At 70.7% G+C, this 16,511-nt stretch carries 13 protein-coding genes; 8 read left to right on the top strand and 5 right to left on the bottom strand.

What is annotated here, in order from left to right:
* Positions 1-100 precede the first annotated feature (100 nt).
* Complete coding sequence (locus MQP27_RS47225; RefSeq protein ID WP_242777547.1) at positions 101-1,081, top strand: ATP-binding protein; 981 nt, start codon at positions 101-103, stop codon at positions 1,079-1,081.
* A gap of 6 nt (positions 1,082-1,087) precedes the next feature.
* On the opposite strand, the gene MQP27_RS47220 is transcribed toward MQP27_RS47225, so the two are convergent.
* Complete coding sequence (locus MQP27_RS47220; RefSeq protein WP_242777545.1) at positions 1,088-2,359, bottom strand: polysaccharide deacetylase family protein; 1,272 nt, start codon at positions 2,357-2,359, stop codon at positions 1,088-1,090.
* A gap of 299 nt (positions 2,360-2,658) precedes the next feature.
* On the opposite strand from MQP27_RS47220, the gene MQP27_RS47215 reads away from it, so the two are divergent.
* The 6 genes from MQP27_RS47215 to MQP27_RS47190 all read left to right on the top strand — a co-directional run bounded on the left by MQP27_RS47215 (position 2,659) and on the right by MQP27_RS47190 (position 10,903).
* The gene (locus MQP27_RS47215; RefSeq protein WP_242777543.1) at positions 2,659-5,178 is read left to right on the top strand and encodes a bifunctional SulP family inorganic anion transporter/carbonic anhydrase; all 2,520 of its coding nucleotides are present in this window, start codon (positions 2,659-2,661) and stop codon (positions 5,176-5,178) included.
* Positions 5,179-5,411: 233 nt separating this feature from the next.
* Positions 5,412-7,370 carry an acetate--CoA ligase gene (gene acs / locus MQP27_RS47210; RefSeq protein WP_242777541.1) on the top strand — a complete coding sequence of 653 codons (1,959 nt, stop codon included), beginning with the start codon at positions 5,412-5,414 and terminating at the stop codon, positions 7,368-7,370.
* Between the two features lie 158 nt (positions 7,371-7,528).
* Complete coding sequence (gene nhaA / locus MQP27_RS47205; protein ID WP_242777539.1) at positions 7,529-8,953, top strand: Na+/H+ antiporter NhaA; 1,425 nt, start codon at positions 7,529-7,531, stop codon at positions 8,951-8,953.
* 64 nt (positions 8,954-9,017) lie between these two features.
* Positions 9,018-9,512 carry a phage holin family protein gene (locus tag MQP27_RS47200; protein WP_242777537.1) on the top strand — a complete coding sequence of 165 codons (495 nt, stop codon included), beginning with the start codon at positions 9,018-9,020 and terminating at the stop codon, positions 9,510-9,512.
* On the top strand, positions 9,509-10,462 hold the full coding sequence (locus MQP27_RS47195; RefSeq protein WP_242777535.1) for an alpha/beta fold hydrolase: 954 nt from the start codon (positions 9,509-9,511) through the stop codon (positions 10,460-10,462). Before MQP27_RS47200 ends, MQP27_RS47195 begins: the two co-directional genes overlap by 4 nt.
* A 261-nt stretch (positions 10,463-10,723) precedes the next feature.
* The gene (locus tag MQP27_RS47190; protein ID WP_242777533.1) at positions 10,724-10,903 is read left to right on the top strand and encodes a hypothetical protein; all 180 of its coding nucleotides are present in this window, start codon (positions 10,724-10,726) and stop codon (positions 10,901-10,903) included.
* 4 nt (positions 10,904-10,907) lie between these two features.
* Here the strand turns inward: MQP27_RS47190 and MQP27_RS47185 are convergent, their stop codons facing one another.
* From MQP27_RS47185 to nth, 3 genes are all read right to left on the bottom strand, one after another.
* Entirely contained in the window at positions 10,908-12,107 is a 1,200-nt protein-coding gene (locus MQP27_RS47185) for a MarP family serine protease (RefSeq protein WP_242777531.1), read from the bottom strand.
* A gap of 13 nt (positions 12,108-12,120) precedes the next feature.
* On the bottom strand, positions 12,121-12,816 hold the full coding sequence (locus tag MQP27_RS47180) for an NUDIX hydrolase (protein ID WP_242777529.1): 696 nt from the start codon (positions 12,814-12,816) through the stop codon (positions 12,121-12,123).
* An 822-nt stretch (positions 12,817-13,638) separates the two neighbouring features.
* A complete protein-coding gene (nth, locus tag MQP27_RS47175; protein ID WP_242777527.1) occupies positions 13,639-14,607 on the bottom strand; it encodes an endonuclease III in 969 nt (322 codons plus the stop codon).
* 366 nt (positions 14,608-14,973) lie between these two features.
* Here nth and MQP27_RS47170 point away from each other — a divergent pair, with 366 nt between their 5' ends.
* Positions 14,974-15,648, top strand: a complete 675-nt coding sequence (locus MQP27_RS47170; RefSeq protein WP_115906767.1) for a Crp/Fnr family transcriptional regulator — start codon at positions 14,974-14,976, stop codon at positions 15,646-15,648.
* 31 nt (positions 15,649-15,679) lie between these two features.
* Here MQP27_RS47170 and MQP27_RS47165 read toward each other — a convergent pair whose 3' ends face one another.
* The gene (locus MQP27_RS47165) at positions 15,680-16,510 is read right to left on the bottom strand and encodes an MBL fold metallo-hydrolase (protein ID WP_242777525.1); all 831 of its coding nucleotides are present in this window, start codon (positions 16,508-16,510) and stop codon (positions 15,680-15,682) included.
* Position 16,511 lies beyond the last annotated feature (1 nt).

Genomic DNA, 16,511 nt, shown 5'->3' with positions numbered 1-16,511 from the left:
AGTACGACATTACGCACTACGCGCGCGTGCCCCACGAATGAGTGGTCTTCTTCACGCACGACTGCCACGTACAGCTATCACCCCACTACCCTTCGTGAACATGAAAATTGCTTTCGTCGGGAAGGGCGGCAGCGGCAAGACGACCCTGTCCTCCCTGTTCATCCGCCATCTCGCGGCCATCGGGGCACCGGTCGTCGCGGTCGACGCGGACATCAACCAGCACCTCGGCCCCGCCCTCGGCCTCGACGAGGCGGAGGCGGCCGCACTGCCCGCGATGGGCGACCGGCTGCCGCTGATCAAGGACTACCTGCGCGGCTCCAACCCGCGCATCCCGTCCACCGCGACGATGATCAAGACCACCCCGCCCGGCGAGGGCTCGCGGCTGCTGCGGGTGCGCGAGACCAATCCGGTCTACGACGCCTGCGCCCGGCCGGTGGAACTCGACGGCGGCGCCGTCCGTTTGATGGTCACCGGCCCCTTCACCGACGCCGACCTGGGGGTCGCCTGCTACCACTCCAAGACCGGAGCGGTGGAGCTGTGCCTGAACCACCTGGTGGACGGGCAGGGCGAGTACGTCGTGGTGGACATGACGGCGGGCTCGGACTCCTTCGCCTCCGGCATGTTCACCCGCTTCGACATCACGTTCCTCGTCGCCGAGCCGACCCGGAAGGGGGTCTCCGTCTACCGCCAGTACAAGGAGTACGCCCGTGACTTCGGCGTCGTGCTCAAAGTCGTCGGCAACAAGGTGCAGGGTCAGGACGACCTCGACTTCCTGCGCGCCGAGGTTGGGGACGACCTGCTGGTGACCGTCGGGCACTCGGACTGGGTGCGCGCCATGGAGAAGGGCCGTCCGCCCCGGTTCGAGCTCCTGGAGGACGCCAACCACCGTGCCCTGCACACGCTTCGGGTCGCCGCGGACGCCACGTACGAGCTGCGCGACTGGGAGCGCTACACCCAGCAGATGGTGCACTTCCACCTGAAGAACGCCCAGAGTTGGGGCAACGAACGCACCGGGGCCGACCTGGCGGCGCAGGTCGACCCCGGGTTCGTGCTGGGCGAGGGTGTCGTCGCCCCTGTGTGACGAGGACTACCGCTTGGCGGCCGGCGCTCCGGGCACGCCCTTCGGCGCCGGGGCCGGGCGGCCCGTCAGGAAGGACGCCCAGCCCTGCTTCGGCGCCTCGCCGACATTGAGGGTGCGCAGCTTCGCCAGGACCTGCGGGTCCTGGGCGTCCAGCCAGTCGGCCAGCTGGTGGAAGGACACACAGCGCACGTCGGGCTTGTTGCAGACGTTCTCGACGACCTGGTCGACGGCCCGCATGTAGGTGCCGCCGTTCCAGGACTCGAAGTGGTTGCCGATGACCAGGGGCGCGCGGTTGCCGTCGTAGGCCCGGCGGAAGCCCGCGAGCAGGCCGTCACGCATCTGGTCGCCCCAGTACTCGTACTTGTCGGGGTCGCCCTGGGTCTGGGTGCCGGACTGGTTGACCATGAAGTTGTAGTCCATGGTGAGCTGCTCGTAGGAGTGCCCGGGGAAGGGCACGAGCTGCATGGACAGGTCCCAGAGGCCTTCCTTCTTCTTGGGCCACAGCTGGTCGTTGACCCCGCTGGTGTCGTAGCGGAAGCCCATCTGGCTCGCGGCCTTCATGAAGTTCTTCTGGCCCTCCAGACAGGGTGTGCGGGCGCCGATGAGCTCCTTGTCGTAGTCGAAGGGGAGCGGGGCGGCCTTCTTCATGCCGGCGTTGGTCTTCCAGGACTTCACGAACTGCTTCGCCTGGGCGATCTCGTCCTTCCAGTCGTCGACCGACCACTCGCCGACGCCGCCGCCCTTGCCGCAGAAGTGGCCGTTGAAGTGGGTGCCGATCTCGTTGCCCTCCAGCCACGCCAGGCGCAGCTGCTTCGCGGTGTCGGCGATGCCCTGCTCGTCGTTGAAGCCGATGTCGGAGCGGCCCGGCGAGTGCTGCGGCGGCTTGTAGAGGTCGCGCTTGTCCTCCGGCAGCATGTACACGCCGCTGAGGAAGTACGTCATCGTGGCGTGGTTGGCCTTGGACACCTCGCGGAAGTGGGAGAACAGCTTCTGGCTGTCCTCACCGGCGCCGTCCCACGAGAAGACGACGAACTGCGGGGGCTTCTGGCCGGGCTTGAGCCGCTCCGGTCTGGGCAGGTGCGGCTGGGCTCCGGTGTAGGAGGTGGAGCCGTCGCCGATCAGGCGGACCACGCTCTTCGGCGCCTGGGCCGGCTTGGCCTTCTGGGGGCCGGCCGCCCCGGTCTTGGCTCCGTCGGTACCGATCCCGCAGCCGGCCAGTGAGACGGCACAGGCCGCGACTACCACGGCACCGGCGGCGATCCTCTGGGTGGCGGCCATTTCCGCCCACCTTCTTCCTTCTCTAGGACTCTGGGGCCACAGCGCCGCCAAGTTCGCACGGGACCGAGAAGGAATTAGTACGACAAGCCGATGAAATATCTGCTTCACCCTGGAGAGTGATTCATTAACCCATTTGCCCGGAAAGTCTATGCCTGGCCTTTACTCTGCATTACGATCCATTTACCGAGCGTTGATTCATCCCGCCGCTGCAAGCCGTGACCCACGGCCGCGACCCAAGCCCCGCCATCGACGGGGACCACCTGTTCCGCGACCGCGCCGCCCCGGAGGAGACGGGAAACATGTCAGCCTGCGCACCCACCCGCGCCACCGACCCCACTCGGACCGAGCGCATGCACCAGCCCCACAGTCCGCCACCGGCCCCGCACCGCCGCTTCCGCATCGCGGGCGCCGACGTGTCGGCCTCCATCGCGGTCTTCCTGATCGCCCTGCCCCTGTCCCTCGGCATCGCCCTCGCCACGGGCGCCCCGCTCCAGGCCGGCCTCGTCGCCGCGGCCGTCGGCGGGCTCGTCGCCGGCCTGCTCGGCGGCTGCCCGCTCCAGGTCAGCGGCCCCGCCGCCGGCCTCACCGTCGTCACCGCCGACCTCATCCACCGCTACGGCTGGCGGACGACCTGCGCGATCACGGTCCTCGCCGGCCTCGCCCAACTGGGCCTCGGTTGCCTGCGCGTGGCCCGCACCGCGCTCGCCGTCAGCCCCGCCATCGTGCACGGCATGCTCGCCGGCATCGGCGTCACCATCGCCGTCGCCCAGCTGCACATCGTCCTCGGCGGCACCCCGCAGAGCTCCGTCCTCGCCAACCTCCGCGCGCTGCCCGCCCAGTTGGCGAACCTGCAGCCGGCCGCCGTGACCGTGAGCGCGCTGACCCTGACCCTGCTGCTGCTCTGGCCCCGGATCCCCGGCCGGGCCGGACGCCTCCTGCGCAAGGTCCCGGCCGCGCTCGTCGCCGTCGCCGGTGCCACCGCGGCCGCCTCGCTCGCCGGGCTGACCGTGCCCAAGGTCGACCTGCCGTCCTGGAGCAGCCACGCCCTGGCCGGGCTTCCCGAGGGCCCAGTGCTCGGCCTCGTCGCCGCCGTCCTCACCATCACGCTGGTGTGCAGTGTGCAGTCGCTGCTGGGCGCGGTCGCCGTCGACAAGCTGATCGCCGCCCGCCCCGGCCTGAGTGCCCGCGTCGGCCGCTCCGACCTCGACCGCGAGCTGCTGGGCCAGGGCGCCGCCAACATCGTCTCCGGCGCGCTCGGCGGGCTGCCGGTGGCCGGGGTGGCGGTGCGGAGTTCGGCGAATGTGAACGCGGGTGCGGTGAGCCGGAACTCCACGATGCTGCACGGCGTTCTCGTAGTAGTCGCCGCGCTGCTGATGGTCCCGGTCCTGGAGCTCATCCCGCTCGCCTCGCTCGCCGCCCTGGTGATGGCCGTCGGCATCCAGATGGTGTCCCTGCACCACATCCGCACGGTGACCCGCCACCGCGAAGTGCTGGTGTACGCCGTCACCACACTCGGCGTGGTGTTCCTCGGCGTCCTGGAGGGCGTGACGCTGGGGGTCGCCGTGGCCGTCGCCGTCGCCATGCACCGCCTCGCCCGCACCCGCATCACGCACGACGAGAAGGAAGGAGTCCATCACGTACACGTCCGAGGCCAGTTGACGTTCCTCGCGGTGCCGCGGCTCAGCCGGGCCCTGCATCTCGTACCCCAGGGCGCCCACGCCGTGGTGGAGTTGGACGGTTCGTTCATGGACCACGCGGCGTACGAGTCACTGCAGGACTGGCAGAAGACGCACACCGCGCGGGGCGGCTCCGCCGAACTGACCGGCCGCCGCGCGGGGGTGAGCACCGAGCCCGCCTCCCCGTCCCCCGTCGGCTGCCGCTGCCACCCCTGGACACCCTGGCGCAACCACCAGTGCGGGTCCCCGCTCTCCGGCACGACCGCGAGCCCTCCCGCCACGCCAAAGGCACCGAGCGCCCCCAGCACGACCGACAGCCCCGACGGCCCCCATCGCGTCGACGGCTCCGGCACGACCGACAGCCCCGACGACTCCCGCAACCCTGACAGCCCGGGACACCCTGACAGCTCCGGCAGCCCTGACAGCTGCGGCAGCTCCGGCAGCTCCGGCAGCCCAGGCAGCTCCGGCAGCCCTGGCAGCCGCCAACTCGCCCGCGGTATCAGCGCCTTCCAGCGCAACACCGCGCCGCTCGTGCGGGGTGAGCTGGCCCGGCTGGCCCGAGAGGGGCAGCAGCCCTCGCAGCTCTTCCTCACCTGCGCGGACTCGCGGCTCGTCACGTCGATGATCACCTCCAGTGGTCCCGGCGACCTCTTCGTGGTGCGCAACGTGGGCAACCTCGTACCGCTGCCCGGCGAGGAGAGCGGCGACGACTCGGTGGCGGCCGCGATCGAGTACGCCGTGGACGTGCTGCAGGTGCGGTCCATCACGGTGTGCGGGCACTCCGGGTGCGGGGCGATGCAGGCGCTGCTCAACTCCGAGCCCGGCGGCGCCAGGACACCGCTGAAGCGGTGGCTGCGGCACGGCCTGCCGAGCCTGGAGCGCATGGCCGACACCGGCCTCCCGTGGGCCCGGCTCGCGGGCCGCGCACCGGCCGACGCGGTCGAGCAGCTGTGCCTGACCAACGTGGTCCAGCAGCTGGAGCACCTGCGCTCCCACGAGTCGGTGGCGCGGGCCCTGCGGAAGGGGGCGCTGGAGCTGCACGGGATGTACTTCCACGTGGGCGAGGCACAGGCGTATCTGCTGACCCAGGCGGACGAGGAGCAGGTGTTCGGCCATGTGGAGGCGGCGGAGCTGTCTCCCTGACCCGGGTGCCGGGCGGGTGTGAAGGGGATTACACCGCTGAACCCCGCCCGGCCCGTCTTCGTGGGTACGGATGACCCGGGCCACCGCGATCGAGGCCGCCCGATCGGCCGAGCCGGTCGGGCGCCCCCGGTGACAGGTCTAAACCATTTACCGGACGACCCTTGTCATCGGCCCCTCGGTTCTGATGAGCTGTGGCCTGGGACACAACGGACACCCTGGGAAAGGCAGATGCCGTGAGCAACGAGAGCCTGGCCAACCTGCTCAAGGAAGAGCGCAGGTTCGCACCCCCCGCCGACCTGGCCGCTCATGCCAACGTCACCGCGGAGGCGTATGAACAGGCCAAGGCTGACAGGCTCGGCTTCTGGGCCGAGCAGGCCCGCCGGCTGACCTGGGCCACCGAGCCCACCGAGACGCTGGACTGGTCGAACCCGCCGTTCGCCAAGTGGTTCAAGGACGGCGCGCTCAACGTCGCGTACAACTGCGTGGACCGGCACGTCGAGGCGGGCAACGGCGACCGGATCGCGATCCACTTCGAGGGCGAGCCCGGCGACAGCCGCGCGATCACCTACGCCGAGCTGAAGGACGAGGTGTCCAAGGCCGCCAACGCCCTGCTGGAGCTGGGCGTTTCGAAGGGCGACCGGGTCGCCGTATACATGCCGATGATCCCGGAGACGGCGATCGCGATGCTGGCCTGCGCCCGTATCGGCGCCGCGCACTCCGTCGTCTTCGGCGGCTTCTCGGCCGACGCCCTCGCGACCCGCATCCAGGACGCCGACGCCAAGGTCGTCATCACCTCCGACGGCGGCTACCGGCGCGGCAAGCCCTCCGCGCTCAAGCCGGCCGTGGACGAGGCGATCGCCAAGGTCGACAACGTCGAGCACGTCCTCGTGGTGCGCCGTACCGGCCAGGAGGTCGCCTGGTCCGAGGGCCGGGACGTGTGGTGGGACGAGATCGTCGAGCGGCAGTCCGCCGAGCACACCCCGGAGGCGTTCGAGGCGGAGCACCCGCTGTTCATCCTCTACACGTCCGGTACGACGGGGAAGCCGAAGGGCATCCTGCACACCTCCGGCGGCTACCTCACCCAGACCTCGTACACCCACCACGCCGTCTTCGACCTCAAGCCCGAGACGGACGTGTACTGGTGCACCGCGGACGTCGGCTGGGTCACCGGCCACTCGTACATCGTCTACGGGCCTCTGGCCAACGGCGCCACCCAGGTCATGTACGAGGGGACGCCGGACACCCCGCACCAGGGCCGGTTCTGGGAGATCGTGCAGAAGTACGGGGTGACGATCCTCTACACCGCGCCGACCGCGATCCGTACGTTCATGAAGTGGGGCGACGACATCCCGGCCAAGTTCGATCTCAGCAGCCTGCGGGTGCTGGGCTCGGTCGGTGAGCCGATCAACCCCGAGGCGTGGATCTGGTACCGCAAGCACATCGGCGCCGACACCACGCCGATCGTGGACACCTGGTGGCAGACCGAGACCGGCGCCATGATGATCTCCCCGCTGCCCGGCGTCACCGCCACCAAGCCCGGCTCGGCGCAGACCCCGCTGCCCGGCATCTCGGCGACGGTCGTGGACGACGAGGCCAACGAGGTGCCCAACGGCGGTGGCGGCTACCTGGTGCTGACCGAGCCGTGGCCGTCCATGCTGCGCACCATCTGGGGCGACGACCAGCGCTTCCTCGACACGTACTGGTCCCGCTTCAAGGGCAAGTACTTCGCCGGTGACGGCGCGAAGAAGGACGACGACGGCGACATCTGGCTGCTCGGCCGTGTCGACGACGTCATGCTCGTCTCCGGCCACAACATCTCCACGACGGAGGTGGAGTCGGCGCTGGTGTCCCACCCGTCGGTCGCCGAGGCGGCTGTCGTCGGTGCCGCCGACGAGACCACCGGGCAGGCCATCGTCGCCTTCGTCATCCTGCGCGGCACGGCGAACGCCGAGGACGAGAACCTCATCGCCGACCTGCGCAACCACGTCGGCGCCACCCTCGGCCCGATCGCCAAGCCGAAGCGGATCCTGCCGGTGGCCGAGCTGCCTAAGACCCGTTCCGGCAAGATCATGCGCCGGCTGCTGCGCGACGTGGCCGAGAACCGCCAGCTCGGCGATGTCACGACGCTGACCGACTCGACGGTGATGGACCTCATCCAGGCGAAGCTGCCGGCGGCGCCGAGCGAGGACTGACCAGCGAGGACCCACACTCCCTGACAGGGGCGTCCGGCGCGGAAAGCGCCGGGCGCCCCTTTTAGGTAAACTAAGCAAAACAGTGTGACCCTCAAGGTGTGCCGGGAAGTCTGGTCGGCGAACAGTTCCGCCCTGCCCACCCCCCGGAGGTCTCCCCCATGCCCGCGCCCCCTCGCAAGGTTCTCGGACGGCTGTCCCTCCCCGAGCGGACCTTCGTCGCGGACGCGCTGCGCACCGAGACCGTCGGCGGTGTGCTGCTCCTCGTCGCCGCCGTCACCGCGCTGATCTGGGCGAACGTACCCGCACTGCACGACAGCTACGAGAGCGTCAGCCACTACCACCTGGGCCCCGAGGCCCTCGGTCTGCACCTCTCCGTCGCGCACTGGGCCGCCGACGGCCTGCTCGCGGTCTTCTTCTTCGTCGCCGGCATCGAGCTCAAGCGCGAACTCGTCGCCGGCGACCTGCGCGACCCCAGGGCGGCCGCCCTGCCGGTCGTCGCGGCCCTGTGCGGCATGGCCGTACCGGCCCTCGTCTACACGCTCACCAACGTCACCGGCAGCGGCTCGCTCGGCGGCTGGGCCGTGCCGACCGCCACCGACATCGCCTTCGCGCTCGCCGTGCTCGCGGTCATCGGGACGTCCCTGCCGAGCGCCCTGCGCGCCTTCCTGCTCACCCTCGCCGTCGTCGACGACCTCTTCGCGATCCTGATCATCGCGGTCTTCTTCACCGGCAGCATCGACTTCGCCGCGCTCGGCGGCGCCGTCGTGGGCCTGGCCGTCTTCTGGCTGCTGCTGCGCAAGGGGGTGCGGGGCTGGTACGTGTACGTCCCGCTCGCGCTCGTCATCTGGGCGCTGATGTACAACAGCGGCGTCCACGCCACCATCGCCGGCGTCGCGATGGGCCTGATGCTGCGCTGCCACCGCCACGAGGGTGAGGAGCACTCCCCCGGCGAGCAGATCGAACATCTTGTACGGCCCCTGTCGGCGGGCCTCGCCGTTCCGCTGTTCGCGCTGTTCAGCGCAGGTGTCGTGGTCTCGGGCGGGGCGCTCGGCGATGTGTTCACCAAGCCGGAGACGCTGGGCGTGGTCCTCGGGCTCGTCGTCGGCAAGGCGGTCGGGATCTTCGGCGGGACCTGGCTGACGGCACGTTTCACCAGGGCGTCGCTCAGCGAGGACCTGGAGTGGGCGGACGTGTTCGCGGTGGCGACCCTGGCCGGCATCGGCTTCACGGTGTCGCTGCTGATCGGCGAACTCGCCTTCGACGGCGACGCGACGCTGACCGACGAGGTCAAGGCCGCCGTACTCGTGGGATCGCTCATCGCGGCGACCCTGGCGACGGTGCTGCTGAAGATGCGGAACGCCAAGTACCGCCGGCTGTGCGAGGCCGAGGAGCGGGACGAGGACCGCGACGGCATCCCGGACATCTACGAGCAGGACGATCCGGCGTACCACCTGAGGATGGCGGAGATCTACGAGAGCAAGGCCGCCGAGCACCGCCGGATCGCCGAGATCAAGGAAGCCGAACGACGCGCGCTTGCCGAAGTGGCGGGCGGGGCAGGCGACGAGGACGGCCGTCCGGCATGATCTGACGGGACGGTACAAATTCGTCGTACCTGAGCCGTACATAAAGAGATAGAGGGAGACCGCGATGAGCGCACCCGACGGCGGCCCGGTCGGCGCCGAACGCAGCATCGGCCAGCTGTTCGCCTCGGCGACGACCGAGATGTCCGCGCTGGTGCACGACGAGATCGCGCTGGCCAAGGCTCAGCTCAAGCAGGACGTCAAGCGCGGCGCGACGAGCGGCGGCGCGTTCACCGTGGCCGGCGCGGTCCTGGTGTTCTCCCTGCCGATGCTCAACTTCGCGCTGGCGTACGGGATCCGCACCTGGAGCGACTGGAACCTCGCGATCTGCTTCCTGCTCTCCTTCGCGGCGAACGTTCTGGTCGCGGTCGTCCTCGCGCTGATCGGCGTGGTGTTCGCGAAGAAGGCCAAGAAGGGCCAGGGCCCGCAGAAGGTGGCCGCGTCCATGAAGGAGACGGCGAACGTGCTGCAGAAGGCCAAGCCGCACCCGCGCCCTCAGACGCCGGCGCTCGAGGACCGCGCCCCCGCGGCCATCGAGGCTGTGGGACGCTCGTCCTCATGACGGATCCCGCCACACCTTCGGCGCAACCGGCCTCGCTCGTACGACCGGACACCCTTCCCGACGGTACGAAGCTGACGCACCGCGACGTCGCGGCAAACGGCGCGCGCTTCCACATCGCCGAGGCCGGTGACGGCCCGCTGGTGCTGCTGCTGCACGGCTTCCCGCAGTTCTGGTGGGCCTGGCGGCACCAGCTGAGCACGCTGGCCGACGCGGGCTTCCGGGCCGTCGCCATGGACCTGCGCGGCGTCGGCGGCAGCGACCGCACCCCGCGCGGCTACGACCCCGTCAACCTCGCCCTCGACGTCACCGGCGTGATCCGCTCCCTCGGCGAGCCGGACGCCGCGCTGGTCGGCCACGACCTGGGCGGCTATCTGGCGTGGACGGCGGCGGTGATGCGCCCGAAGCTGGTACGACGGCTCGCGGTCGCCTCGATGCCGCACCCCCGGCGCTGGCGCTCCGCCATGCTCTCCGACGTCCGCCAGACCCGCGCGGGCTCCTACATCTGGGGCTTCCAGCGCCCCTGGATCCCCGAACGGCAGCTCACCGCCGACGACGGCGCGCTCGTCGCCGAGCTGATCCGGGACTGGTCCGGGCTGGACGCGCCCGACGACGACACGCTCACGACGTACCGCCGCGCGATGTGCATCCCGTCGACGGCGCACTGCTCGATCGAGCCGTACCGGTGGCTGGTGCGGTCCATGGCCCGCCCGGACGGCATCCAGTTCAACCGCCGCATGAAGCGCCCCCTCCGGGTCCCGACCCTCCATCTGCACGGCGCGCTCGACCCCGTGATGCGGACACGGAGCGCGGCCGGCTCCGGCGAGTACGTCGAAGCGCCGTACCGCTGGCGCCTGTTCGACGGGCTCGGACACTTCCCGCACGAGGAAGATCCGGTCAGTTTCACGACAGAGCTCGTCAACTGGCTGAAGGATCCGGAGCCCGATCGGTGAAGCAGAGGTCGGCCGAGCCCGGCCGGGGGTCCGGGGGTTGTCCCCCGGGACAGCACAGCCCGCACGAGGAAGATCCGGTCAGTTTCTCCACGGAACTGGTCAATTGGCTGAAAGACCCCGAAGCCGATCGGTGACCGAGCCTGTGCGCCCGGTATCCGGACCTGAACATCTGTCCTACGAACAGCCAATTGCCTGGCGCATAGGCCAATTGGGGTCCACGGGGGTGGTTATCGACCATGGGGCAGGGGCAGACGTCGGGGTATGGGCTGGACGCACGACTACAGTGACGCAGCACGCAATCGCCGCTCGGCCAACGCGCTGAGCCCTCACCAGGGAGGCGCCCCGCAGATGCCGGGCACGGACCTCCGGGTGGGCATTCCGCGCATTCTGCGCCGCCGGGCCCGCTGGGTCTCGGTACGCCTGCGTCACCCGCGAGGCTGACGCCCTAGAGAGCGCAGCTGTCGCTGTCGACCTGCTCGTTCGCGGTACGTCCCTTGACGATGTCCTCCTGGATCTCGTCGGCGGTGAGCGCGTACCCGGTGTCGGCGTCGTCGAGCGACTTCGCGAAGACGACGCCGTACACCCTGCCCTCCGGGGTGAGCAGCGGGCCGCCGGAGTTGCCCTGGCGGACGGTCGCGTACAGCGAGTAGACGTCGCGGCGGACGGTGCCGCGGTGGTAGATGTCCGGGCCGTTGGCCGGGATACGGCCACGCACGCGTGCGGCGCGGACGTCGTACGAGCCGTTCTCCGGGAAGCCCGCGATGATCGCGCCGTCGCCGCTCCTCGCGTCCGTGGCCGCGAACTTGAGCGCGGGTGCCCTGAGGTCGGGCACGTCCAGTACGGCGATGTCGCGGTGCCAGTCGTACAGGACGACCTTGGCGTCGTACTTGCGGCCCTCGCCGCCTATCTGGACGGTGGGTTCGTCGACGCCGCCCACGACGTGCGCGTTGGTCATGACGCGGCGGTCGCCGAAGACGAAGCCGGAGCCCTCCAGGACCTTGCCGCAGCTGGTGGCGGTGCCCATGACCTTGACGATGGAGCTCTTCGCGCGCGTGGCCACCGGGCTGCTCGCGAGGGCCGGGTCGGGGGGCTGGACGTCGGTGATCGGCTCGTTCGAGAACGGGCTGAAGACCTGCGGGAAGCCGTTCTGAGCGAGGACCGAGGAGAAGTCCGCGAACCAGGTGTCGGCCTGGTCGGGCAGCGCGCGGGAGACACCGAGCAGCACCTTGGAGCTGCGGACCTCCTTGCCGAGGGTCGGCAGGGTGGTGCCGGCGAGGGCGGAGCCGATCAGCCACGCCACGAGGAGCATAGCGACGACGTTGACGAGGGCGCCGCCGGTCGCGTCCAGGGCGCGGGCCGGGGACCAGGTGATGTACCGGCGCAGCTTGTTGCCGAGGTGGGTGGTCAGGGCCTGGCCGACGGAGGCGCAGACGATGACGACGACGACCGCGACGACGGCGGCGGTCGTGCTCACTTCGGAGTTGTCGGTCAGCGCGTCCCAGATGACGGGCAGCGTGTAGACCGCGACGAGGCCGCCGCCCAGAAAGCCGATCACCGACAGGATGCCGACGACGAAGCCCTGGCGGTAGCCGACGATCGCGAACCACACGGCGGCGACCAGCAACAGGATGTCCAGCACGTTCACGGTGGACACCCTGTCATGACCGCCAGTCGAGCGGGACCTGCTTCTCGCGGTCCCAGGGGCGCTCCCAGCCCGAGTAGTGCAGCAGGCGGTCGATGATTCCGGCCGTGAAGCCCCAGACCAGGGCCGATTCGACCAGGAATGCCGGACCTCGGTGGCCGCTGGGGTGGACGGTCACGGCGCGGTTGTCCGGGTTGGTGAGATCCGCCACGGGGACGGTGAAGACCCTGGCCGTCTCGTTCGGGTCGACCACGCCGACCGGGCTCGGCTCGCGCCACCAGCCCAGCACCGAGGTCACCACGAAGCCGCTGACCGGGATGTACAGCTTGGGCAGCACGCCGAAGAGCTGGACGCCGGACGGGTCGAGCCCGGTCTCCTCCTCGGCCTCGCGGAGAGCGGCCCGCAGCGGCCCGTCGGCCTTCGGGTCGCCGTCCTCGGGGTCGAGGGCGCCACCGGGGAACGAGGGCTGGCCCGCGTGCGAGCGCAGCGAGCTGGCCCGCTCCATGAGCAGCAGCTCGGGGCCGCGCTCGCCCTCGCCGAACAGCACGAGCACGGCGGACTGCCGCCCCGCGCCGTCCTCGGGCGGCAGGAACCGGCTCAGCTGCCGTGGCTCCACGGTCTCCACGGCCCGCACCACCGGGTCCAGCCACCCCGGCAGCCCGTCCTTGCTGAGCGTCACCGCCCCGCCCTGCGTCTCACTCGCCCGCGTCATACCCACCCCCGTCGTCCTGCCCGATACAACGCCGAACAGTCCCTTGATCGTTCCAGCCCACACCCCTGAGATCGACCCCGAGATCCCCCCTGACCGGCATCCGGGTCCCCGGCGACTGCCTCCTCGACACCTGGGACTGCGGCGCGCGGGGTCCCGTCGGCGGGGGCTTCGTCGGCAAGGACTTCGCCAGCAGGGGCTTCGCCGGCGGGGGTTCCGTCGAGCGAGGCTCCGACATCTGGGGCTCAAACACGCGGGACTCCGACGGCAGGGACTCCGTCAGGCGCGGCCCCGACGCCCGGGGCTCAAACACCCGGAGCCCCGTCCGCAGGGACTCCGCCAGGCAAGGCCCCGATACCTGAGCCCCAAACACCCGGAGCTTCGACGGCAGGGACTCCCTGAGGCCGAGCGCCGGTACCCGCGGCTCCGCCGGCAGGGATTTCATCGAAGGGCGCTCCGAGACCCACAGCTCCGTCGACTTGGGCCCTCTCAACCGCGGCTCCCCGGACCGCAGCCCCGCCGACCCGAGCTCCCTCAACCGCAGCTCCCCAGACCGCAGCCCCGCCGACCCGAGCTCCCTCAACCGCAGCTCCCCGGACAGCAACCCCGTCGGCCGAGGTGCCGCCAGTCGGCGGTCCGGCGCCGACCCACCCGCCGTCCGCGACCGGCCGGGCGACGCCGAACAGCCGGCCGCCCGCAGCCCGCCGACCGTCACCGGAACCGACACCAACACCAACGCCGGAACCGGCACCGGCGCGGGCACCGGCACTCCCCCCGCCCCCGCCCAGCCCGACACCCCATCGCCGCCCCCCGTGGACAGCCCCGTCACCCGGCCCCCAGTGGCGGTGCCGCCTTGCCGCCCGCGTCCAGATAAGCCTGCGGGGGCTTCAGGCGCTGGCCCGGGAAGCCGCCCTTCTCGTACTTGAGGAGCTTCTTCGCCTTCTCGGGGTCCGTCTCCCCCTCGCCGTACGCCGGGCAGAGCGGGGCGATGGGGCAGACGCCGCACGCGGGCTTGCGGGCGTGGCAGATGCGGCGGCCGTGCCAGATCACGTGGTGCGAGAGGTCCGTCCAGTCGCTCCTGGGGAAGAGCGCTCCCACCGCCGCCTCGATCTTGTCCGGGTCGGTCTGGTCGGTCCACTGCCAGCGCTTCACCAGCCGCTGGAAGTGCGTGTCCACGGTGATGCCGGGTCGCCCGAACGCGTTCCCGAGCACCACGAACGCCGTCTTGCGGCCGACGCCGGGCAGCTTGACCAGGTCCTCCAGTCTGCCGGGCACCTCGCCGCCGAACTGCTCCACCAGCGCCTTCGACAGCCCTATCACCGACTTGGTCTTCGCCCGGAAGAAGCCGGTCGGACGGAGGATCTCCTCGACCTCCTCGGGGTTGGCCGCGGCCAGATCCTCGGGCGTGGGGTACTTCGCGAAGAGGGCCGGTGTCGTCTGGTTGACCCTCAGGTCGGTGGTCTGCGCGGACAGCACGGTCGCGACCACGAGCTGGAAGGGGTTCTCGAAGTCCAGCTCCGGGTGGGCGTACGGATACACCTCGGCCAGCTCGCGGTTGATACGGCGGGCACGGCGGACGAGAGCCGTCTGCGACTCCCCCTTGGGCGGCTTGGCGACGGTCTTCGCGGCCGGCACGCCCTCGACGGCAGCCGCGGCCTTCTTGGGAGCGACGGTCGCCTTCTTGACGGCTGCGGACTTCTTGACGGCGGCGGACTTCTTCACGGCAGCTGTCTTCTTCACGGCCGCCGTCTTCTTCGCCGGCGCCGCCTTCTTCACAGCCGCCGACTTTTTCACGCCCCCACCTGCCGTGGAGGCCTTCTTGACCGCAGCCTTCTTTGTCGCTTTTGCCGGTTTCTTTCCGCCACCGGAGTCTTGTTCGCCCACAGCGGAATCACGACGTACAACCACCCGCCCAGCCCCCTTGGCCTGTGCTCTCACCGGCGATTTGGACACCCGGCCAGCCTAGAGCCCGACACTGACATCCGCCCCGGCCCCCGGAGATCAGCCCCCAATTGGACCCCTGCCGCTTACCTCGGGACACCTGTGCGGCATCCTTGTGACAGATCACACTGTTTGGACCGTCCGGCAAAATGGGGAGCACGGTCCCCTGGTACCAAGGGGGAGCAAGATCCCCTGAGCAGGTCGACAAGGAGAGAACTCGTGGACGACGTTCTGCGGCGGAACCCGCTCTTCGCGGCGCTCGACGACGAGCAGGCCGCGGAGCTCCGCGCCTCCATGAGTGAGGTGACCCTCGCGCGCGGCGACTCGCTCTTCCACGAGGGCGACCCCGGTGACCGCCTCTATGTGGTGACCGAGGGCAAGGTCAAGCTGCACCGCACCTCCCCCGACGGCCGCGAGAACATGCTCGCCGTCGTCGGCCCCAGTGAACTGATCGGCGAACTGTCGCTGTTCGACCCGGGTCCGCGCACGGCCACGGCCACCGCGCTGACCGAGGTCAAGCTGCTCGGTCTCGGCCACGGCGACCTGCAGCCCTGGCTGAGCGCGCGCCCCGAGGTCGCCGGCGCCCTGCTGCGCGCCGTCGCGCGCCGCCTGCGCAAGACCAACGACGCGATGTCCGACCTGGTCTTCTCCGACGTGCCCGGCCGTGTGGCGCGCGCCCTGCTGGACCTGTCCCGCCGTTTCGGTGTGCAGTCCGAGGAGGGCATCCACGTCGTGCACGACCTGACGCAGGAGGAGCTGGCCCAGCTGGTCGGCGCGTCCCGCGAGACGGTCAACAAGGCGCTGGCCGACTTCGCCCAGCGTGGCTGGCTCCGCCTGGAGGCACGGGCGGTCATCCTCCTGGACGTCGAAAGGCTGGCCAAGCGCTCGCGCTGACGCCGTTGCGGGCCCAGGCTGATGTAGCGGCCTAGATCAGGCCGTGCTCCTCCAGGTAGTCCAGGTGTGCGCGCACCGACAGTTCCGCGGCCGGCCACAGGGAGCGGTCCACGTCCGCGTAGACATGGGCGACGACCTGGGTCGGGGTGCGGTAGCCGTCCTCCACGGCCGTCTCGACCTGGGCGAGGCGGTGGGCGCGGTGGGCGAGGTAGAACTCGACGGCGCCCTGGGCGTCCTCCAGGACCGGGCCGTGGCCGGGGAGCACCGTGTGGACGCCGTCGTCGACCGTGAGCGAGCGCAGGCGTCGTAGCGAGTCCAGGTAGTCGCCCAAGCGGCCGTCGGGGTGCGCCACGACCGTCGTGCCGCGGCCCAGCACGGTGTCGCCGGTGAGGACGGCCTGGTCGGCCGGGAGATGGAAGCAGAGGGAGTCCGAGGTGTGGCCGGGGGTCGGTACGACTCTGAGCTCCAGGCCGCCGGCCTCGACCACGTCCCCGGCGGCCAGCCCCTCGTCGCCCAGCCGCAGCGCCGGGTCCAGCGCCCGCACCTTGGTGCCGGTCAGCCCGGCGAAGCGCGCGGCGCCCTCCGCGTGGTCCGGGTGGCCGTGCGTGAGCAGGGTCAGGGCGATGCGCTTGCCGGCCTTCTCGGCGGTGTCGACGACGTTGCGCAGATGGCCTTCGTCCAGCGGACCGGGGTCGACCACGACGGCCAGCTCGGAGTCCGGCTCGGCGAGGATCCAGGTGTTGGTGCCGTCGAGCGTCATCACCGAGGCGTTGGGCGCCAGGACGTTGACGGCCCGCGGGGTGGCGGGGCCGGTGAGGACCCCGCCGCGCGGCTGGCCGGGGAGGGCTGCGGCGTCGGTCATG

Source organism: Streptomyces cylindrosporus, from assembly GCF_022698165.1.
Lineage (GTDB): Bacteria > Actinomycetota > Actinomycetes > Streptomycetales > Streptomycetaceae > Streptomyces > Streptomyces cylindrosporus.
This window is presented reverse-complemented; position numbering and strand designations above follow the sequence as displayed.

Bases quoted from the DNA above. Each gene is read 5' to 3' on its own strand.
- MQP27_RS47225 (WP_242777547.1), top strand. From the start codon at position 101: ATGAAAATTGCTTTCGTCGGGAAGGGCGGCAGCGGCAAGACGACCCTG.
- MQP27_RS47220 (WP_242777545.1), bottom strand. From the start codon at position 2,359: ATGGCCGCCACCCAGAGGATCGCCGCCGGTGCCGTGGTAGTCGCGGCC.
- MQP27_RS47190 (WP_242777533.1), top strand. From the start codon at position 10,724: ATGGGCTGGACGCACGACTACAGTGACGCAGCACGCAATCGCCGCTCG.
- MQP27_RS47180 (WP_242777529.1), bottom strand. From the start codon at position 12,816: ATGACGCGGGCGAGTGAGACGCAGGGCGGGGCGGTGACGCTCAGCAAG.
- MQP27_RS47200 (WP_242777537.1), top strand. From the start codon at position 9,018: ATGAGCGCACCCGACGGCGGCCCGGTCGGCGCCGAACGCAGCATCGGC.
- nhaA (WP_242777539.1), top strand. From the start codon at position 7,529: ATGCCCGCGCCCCCTCGCAAGGTTCTCGGACGGCTGTCCCTCCCCGAG.
- MQP27_RS47215 (WP_242777543.1), top strand. From the start codon at position 2,659: ATGTCAGCCTGCGCACCCACCCGCGCCACCGACCCCACTCGGACCGAG.
- MQP27_RS47165 (WP_242777525.1), bottom strand. From the start codon at position 16,510: ATGACCGACGCCGCAGCCCTCCCCGGCCAGCCGCGCGGCGGGGTCCTC.
- MQP27_RS47195 (WP_242777535.1), top strand. From the start codon at position 9,509: ATGACGGATCCCGCCACACCTTCGGCGCAACCGGCCTCGCTCGTACGA.